Here is a 5,258-nt window from a genome sequence, read left to right as displayed (position 1 = left end):
CGAACCCGGAAGCTAAGCCTCACAGCGCCGATGGTACTGCAGGGGGGACCCTGTGGGAGAGTAGGACGCCGCCGAACAATCATTCAGAAAAGCCCTCGCCGGGTTCACCGGCGGGGGCTTTTCGCATTTCCGGCGGAGAGCGCAGTAGGCGTATCACCAGGTAGTCCCCTCAATGCGGCGTCCGGGCGTACCTGCCCGGATCGGCCGCTGATGGTCGGGTTTGTGCCAGGGGCCGGGGCTAGCCTGGCCGCCATGTACAACGACGGTCTGGTGACGTGCACCGCGAGTGAGCTCGTGATTCGCCGGTACTACTTCCCGCTGGGGATTGCCAAACGCATCCCGTACGGGCGGATCCGCGGGCTGCGGCAGGTGCCGCTGACCCGGGTCGGCGGGCGGTGGCGGATCTGGGGTTCCGGGGACCTCGTCCACTACTTCAACCTGGACCTGGGGCGGGTGGACAAGAGCGTGGCCTTCGTCGTCGACCTCGGGGCCAAGGTCAAGCCGGTGATCACCCCGGACGAGCCGGACCGACTGGTGGAGGCGATGGCCGCGCACAGCATCCCGGTGACCCGGGGGTAGTTCCGGCGACCTCGAAACGCCGTGCCGGGGCTCTCAGTTCAGGGCGGCGCGGGGTGGGCGGGGCCAGCTGGGGTGGTGCTGGTCGATGACGTAGTGGTGGCCGTGCTGCCAGCCGCTGCCGTCGGGGGCGGGGCGGGCGTCCGTGAGGTGGGGGTGGCCGAGCGGCAGGTCGGTGTGGCGGTGGCTGAGGGCGTCCGGGTCCCGGGCGGGCCACAGGGCGGTGGCGGTGACGGCGGCGGCGAGGGCGACCGCGCCCAGGACGACGGCGGTTGCGGGGAGTCCGGCCCCGGCGGCGAGCCAGCCGGCCAGCGGGTAGGTGAGCAGCCAGCAGCCGTGCGACAGCGAGAACTGGGCGGCGAAGGCGGCCGGCAGGTCCGGGTCGGCGGCGGAGCGGCGTATCACCCGGCCGCCGGGCGTCAGGACGGCGGAGCCGGCGGCGCCGACCAGGGCCCAGGCGGCGAGCAGGGCGAGCCAGCTCCCGGTGCCGGCGGGGACGGCGGTGATCACGGTGACGGCGGCGAGGACGCCGGGCAGTGCGAAGGCGGCGGGCAGCATGACGGACCGGTCGCTGACCCGGGCGAGCAGCCGCGGCAGCAGCAGGGCGGCGAGCATCGAGCCGACGCCGTACGCGCCGAGGGCCACCGAGACGGCGCCGACCGGGCGGTGGAAGTGGTCGCGGACCACGTTGACGGTGTCGACGAAGACGATGGCGCCGGCCGCCGCCACCGCGAGGTCCAGGGCGAGCAGCGCCCGCAGCCGTGGGGTGGCCCGGAACAGCCGGGTGCCGAACGCGGCCTTGCGGTAGATCCCCTCGGTCCGTTCGACCGGCCGGGGCCTGGGCAGTACGACGGAGACGACCAGGGCCGCGGAGGCGAGGAAGCCCGCGGTCGTCCCGGCGAACAGCCAGTGGTACGGGACCACGGACAGCAGCAGGGCGGCGAGCGCCGGGCTGAACAGCGACTCGAGGTCGTAGGCGAGCCGGGACATCGACAGCGCCCGGGTGTAGTCGCGTTCGGCCGGCAGCACCTCGGGGATGGTGGCCTGGAAGGTCGGGGTGAAGGCGGCGGAGGCGGCCTGGAGCAGGAAGATCAGGACGTAGACCTGCCACACCCGGTCGACGAACGGCAGAGTGAGGGCGACGGCGGCCCGGGTGAGGTCCATGGCGACCATCAGGGTGCGCCGGGGGACCAGCCCGGCGAGGGCTCCGGCGACCGGGGCGACTGTCACGTACGCGACCATCTTGATCGCCAGTGCGGTGCCGAGGACGGCCGAGGCGTCGCTCCCGGCGATCGAGTACGCCAGCAGCGAGAGCGCCACGGTGGCCAGGCCGGTGCCGACCAGGGCGACGACCTGGGCGGTGAACAGATGGCGGTAGGTGCGGTTGCGCAGCACGGTCAGCATGGGCCCGTCCCGGGGCGGTGGTGGGGGTCGTGGTGCGCCCATCATAGGCAATGCGTGCGTACCTGTGCACCTGTTGGACGGGCGGAACGACCCGCGTGGACGGGCCGGGGCTCAGTCGTGCGGCGGGAGGTGCCCGATCTGGTGGTCGGCGACGTTCAGCGCCTCGTCCACCAGTCGGCGCAGGTGTCCGTGGCGCAGCGAGTAGACCACCCGACGGCCGTCCTTGCGGGTGGCGACCAGCCCGGCCAGCCGCAGTTTGGCCAGGTGCTGGCTGACCGACGGTCGGGCGGCGCCGGTCACTTCGGTCAGGGTGGTCACGTCCGCCTCGCCCCGCCCGAGCCGCTCCAGCAGCGCCAGCCGGGTGCGGTCGGCCAGCAGGGAGAGGACGGAGGCGGCGACGTCCAGCCGCGCCTCGGCCCGCTGCTGCGAACGGTGTGCATCTGCCAGATCGGCGCCGGAGCTCATGCCCGCATCCTAGGGCGTGTCTGACAATTCCCGCCGGGCGCGCGACGCTCCCCCAGCCTTCGGCCGGGAGGTACCCCCAGGGCACAAGCGCACCTCGCCGCGTTGTCGTCAGTCGCCGATGGCCCCCAGCCTTCGGCCGGGAGGTGCCCCCACCGCAGGGACTCCCTCCTCCGCCTTGCGATGCACGCACCCCAACGCCGCGCGCTGATCCGACGCGAATTGTCAGACACGCCCTAGACCGCGTGCGCAGGTGCGCTCATGACGACGGACCGCGGCGGCGGAGGTGGGCCCAGGTGACGGCGGCCGGCAGCGGGCCCCGGAGCAGCAGCGGCCCCGGTCGGGCGGTCAGCCCGCGCGCTGCTCGACCGGCTGGTGCTCGGCGACGGGCGCCGGGGCCGGTTCGAGGTCGCCCATCCGCGGGATCGCGAACAGCGCGGCGAGGATCAGCGCACCGGCGATGACGATCGGGGTGCGGATGCCGACCGTGGAGCCGATCCAGCCGCTGAGGCCGGCGCCGATCAGCATCCCGATCCGGGAGAGCATCAGGTAGCAGCTGTTGACCCGGCCGAGCAGTTCCTTGGGCACGGTCTGCTGCCGCAGCGAGATCGCCTGGACGTTCCAGGTGACCACGCCGAAGTTGCCGAGCGCGAACAGCGGTGCCACCACGAACACCGAGGGGCTCAGGCCCATCAGCAGCAGCGAGGAGCCCATCAGCACGAAGGAGAGGGTGATCCGGGCCCGTCGGCTCAGCCGCTCGCCGATCCGGCCGGCCAGCATGCTCGCGGCCGTGCCGCCGGCCACGCCGGTGGCGAGGACGGCGCCGAAGGCCCAGGTGGGCTCCTGCAGGGTGCGGGTGACCAGCAGGGCCAACATGGTGATGCCGAGTGAGGAGGCGCCCGCGGCCACGGCGGAGAGCGAGGCGACCAGGCGCAGTTGCCGGTGTCCGTACAGCCAGCGGACGCCTTCGCGGACCTCGGCCATGACCCGGCGCTCGGACCGCGCCCGGGGGGCGCCGGAGCGGCCGGTCGCGGCGACCAGGACGGCGGCCAGGGCGAAGGAGACGCCGTCGACGGTGAACGGGTAGCCGGCCGCGATCGCGAACAGGGTGGTGCCGACCAGCGGACCGATCATCCGGCCGACCAGCAGGCCGCCCTGGAGGCGGCCGTTGGCGACGTCCAGCTGCTCGGAGCGGACCACGTCCGGGATGGTCGAGGTGGCGGCGTTGACGAACACCGTCTCGCCGCAGCCGAGGACGAAGGCCAGGGCGGCGAGCAGGGCGAGCGGCGGGGTGGTGGAGAAGACCCAGGCGGCGAAGCCCAGCAGGATGGCGGCCCGGCCGAGGTCGATCGTCCACATCAGCCGGCGGCGGTCGAAGCGGTCGGCGATGACGCCGCCGAACAGGGCCATCAGCAGCCAGGGGAGCGATCCGGCCACCGCGACCACGGACACCGCCGACGGGGAGTCCGAGATGGCCAGGGCGAGCAGCGGAAGCGATGAGTCCCGCATGCCGTCGCCGACCGCCGAGATCGACGACGCCGACCACAGCATGGTGAATTTCCGGCCCAGTTGGGGCCGGGCGCGGGGCGGGGGTGTCGCTGGGCTGGCTGAGGTCACCGACGCAGTATGGCATGACCTCTACACGTTTGGCCGCCCCTTCACGGACCATTTCCAGCTGGGATCCCGGAGTCCGGAAAGCTCCTTGACGAGGGCGGTGAGGCCCCAGCGAGGGCCGGTCCCGGCACCATCGGCCCGAGCGGCGGCCCACCGGCCCGGCCGCTCGTCAGTGCTGGACGCCGGCGGAGAGCGAGAAGCCGGCGAACTGGGCCCGCTGGGTGCTGGCCGGGCCCCAACTGGTGTCGTGGCCGCCGTAGAAGGTCGAGAACAGCACCCCGCCGAAGGGGATCGAGGCGATGCCGGAGGCGACCTTGGCGGAGTACACCTGGCGGCCGTCGTACCAGACGGTGACCTCACCGGTGTTCCGGTTCACCGACTGCTCGACGGTGTGCCAGCGGTCGTCGGCCTGGAAGTGCCAGTCGCCCAGGCCCTCGTCCACACCGTAGCCGGTCGGACCGGAGTTGGTCGGGGTGTAGAGGTAGACCTCGCCGTTGTCGGGGCTGCCGTTGGCGCCCCGCCACATGTAGCGGGTGGACCAGCCCGCGCCGTGGTTGCCGCCGGACTCCTGGCCGATCTTCCCGCCGTACAGGCCCGGCAGTTTGCCGGCCTTGCCCCAGTCGCGGCCGGTGGGGAACCGGAGGGAGTACTTGAGGTCCAGGGTGGGGCCCTGGGCGAGGGCGGACAGGCCGAGGGCGTTCAGGTCGGTGTAGAACTGGCCGCCGCCCGGATTGGGGCAGTCGGTGCAGGAGTTGGCGGAGGAGCCGGCGCCGTACGTCACCTGGAGCGCGGGGCCGCCGTCGGGGGCCGTCCGGTCCTCGACGGCGGTGAAGTCGGCTGCGCCCCAGGCGCCTTGGGCGGCGACGCCCCAGGAGCGCTGCCACTGGGCGGTGCCGTAGCCCCGGAAGCCGCCGGTCCAGGCGGCCGAGCCGCTGGGCGCGGGGGCGGCGGTGGCGGAGTCGGTGGGCGGGTGGGCGCGGGCCCGTGCGGGGGTGGCCGCGCAGCCGGCGGCGGTGAGCAGGGCCAGTGCGGCCAGGGCGGCGGTGCGCGCGGAGCGGTTCATCGGTGGCTCCTCGGTCGGCGGTTGATCCGTACAGATCATGCCGCACGCCCGGGTCGCGCTTGGGCAAAGGGCGGGGAAGGGAAGGGGAAAGGGCCGTGGCCGGGTGGGCGGTTCACGGACTGTGTGAACCGCCCACCCG

Annotated in this window: 5 protein-coding genes and 1 rRNA gene; 2 read left to right on the top strand and 4 right to left on the bottom strand. The window is 73.4% G+C overall.

Annotated elements, in window-relative coordinates:
* Window positions 1-77, top strand: a 5S ribosomal RNA gene (gene rrf / locus AB0F71_RS39645); the annotation flags it as partial.
* Between the two features lie 175 nt (window positions 78-252).
* Window positions 253-579: a hypothetical protein gene (locus tag AB0F71_RS39640; protein WP_360246114.1), complete on the top strand. Its 327-nt coding sequence runs from the start codon at window positions 253-255 to the stop codon at window positions 577-579.
* 33 nt (window positions 580-612) lie between these two features.
* On the opposite strand, the gene AB0F71_RS39635 is transcribed toward AB0F71_RS39640, so the two are convergent.
* From AB0F71_RS39635 to AB0F71_RS39620, 4 genes are all read right to left on the bottom strand, one after another.
* On the bottom strand, window positions 613-1,980 hold the full coding sequence (locus AB0F71_RS39635) for an MFS transporter (RefSeq protein ID WP_360246111.1): 1,368 nt from the start codon (window positions 1,978-1,980) through the stop codon (window positions 613-615).
* Window positions 1,981-2,091: 111 nt separating this feature from the next.
* Window positions 2,092-2,445 carry a metalloregulator ArsR/SmtB family transcription factor gene (locus tag AB0F71_RS39630; protein ID WP_360246108.1) on the bottom strand — a complete coding sequence of 118 codons (354 nt, stop codon included), beginning with the start codon at window positions 2,443-2,445 and terminating at the stop codon, window positions 2,092-2,094.
* Window positions 2,446-2,790: 345 nt separating this feature from the next.
* Entirely contained in the window at window positions 2,791-3,993 is a 1,203-nt protein-coding gene (locus tag AB0F71_RS39625; protein WP_360246105.1) for an MFS transporter, read from the bottom strand.
* 232 nt (window positions 3,994-4,225) lie between these two features.
* Entirely contained in the window at window positions 4,226-5,119 is an 894-nt protein-coding gene (locus AB0F71_RS39620) for a polysaccharide lyase (RefSeq protein ID WP_360246102.1), read from the bottom strand.
* Window positions 5,120-5,258: the final 139 nt, after the last annotated feature.

Origin of the sequence: Kitasatospora sp. NPDC028055, assembly GCF_040637885.1 — a bacterium.
Taxonomy (GTDB): Bacteria; Actinomycetota; Actinomycetes; order Streptomycetales; family Streptomycetaceae; genus Kitasatospora.
The sequence above is the reverse complement of the archived record's forward strand: the minus strand, read 5'-3'. Positions and strand labels throughout refer to the sequence as shown.

Coding starts and splice junctions, on each gene's coding strand:
- AB0F71_RS39640 (WP_360246114.1), top strand. CDS start 253: ATGTACAACGACGGTCTGGTGACGTGCACCGCGAGTGAGCTCGTGATT.
- AB0F71_RS39635 (WP_360246111.1), bottom strand. CDS start 1,980: ATGCTGACCGTGCTGCGCAACCGCACCTACCGCCATCTGTTCACCGCC.
- AB0F71_RS39630 (WP_360246108.1), bottom strand. CDS start 2,445: ATGAGCTCCGGCGCCGATCTGGCAGATGCACACCGTTCGCAGCAGCGG.
- AB0F71_RS39625 (WP_360246105.1), bottom strand. CDS start 3,993: ATGCTGTGGTCGGCGTCGTCGATCTCGGCGGTCGGCGACGGCATGCGG.
- AB0F71_RS39620 (WP_360246102.1), bottom strand. CDS start 5,119: ATGAACCGCTCCGCGCGCACCGCCGCCCTGGCCGCACTGGCCCTGCTC.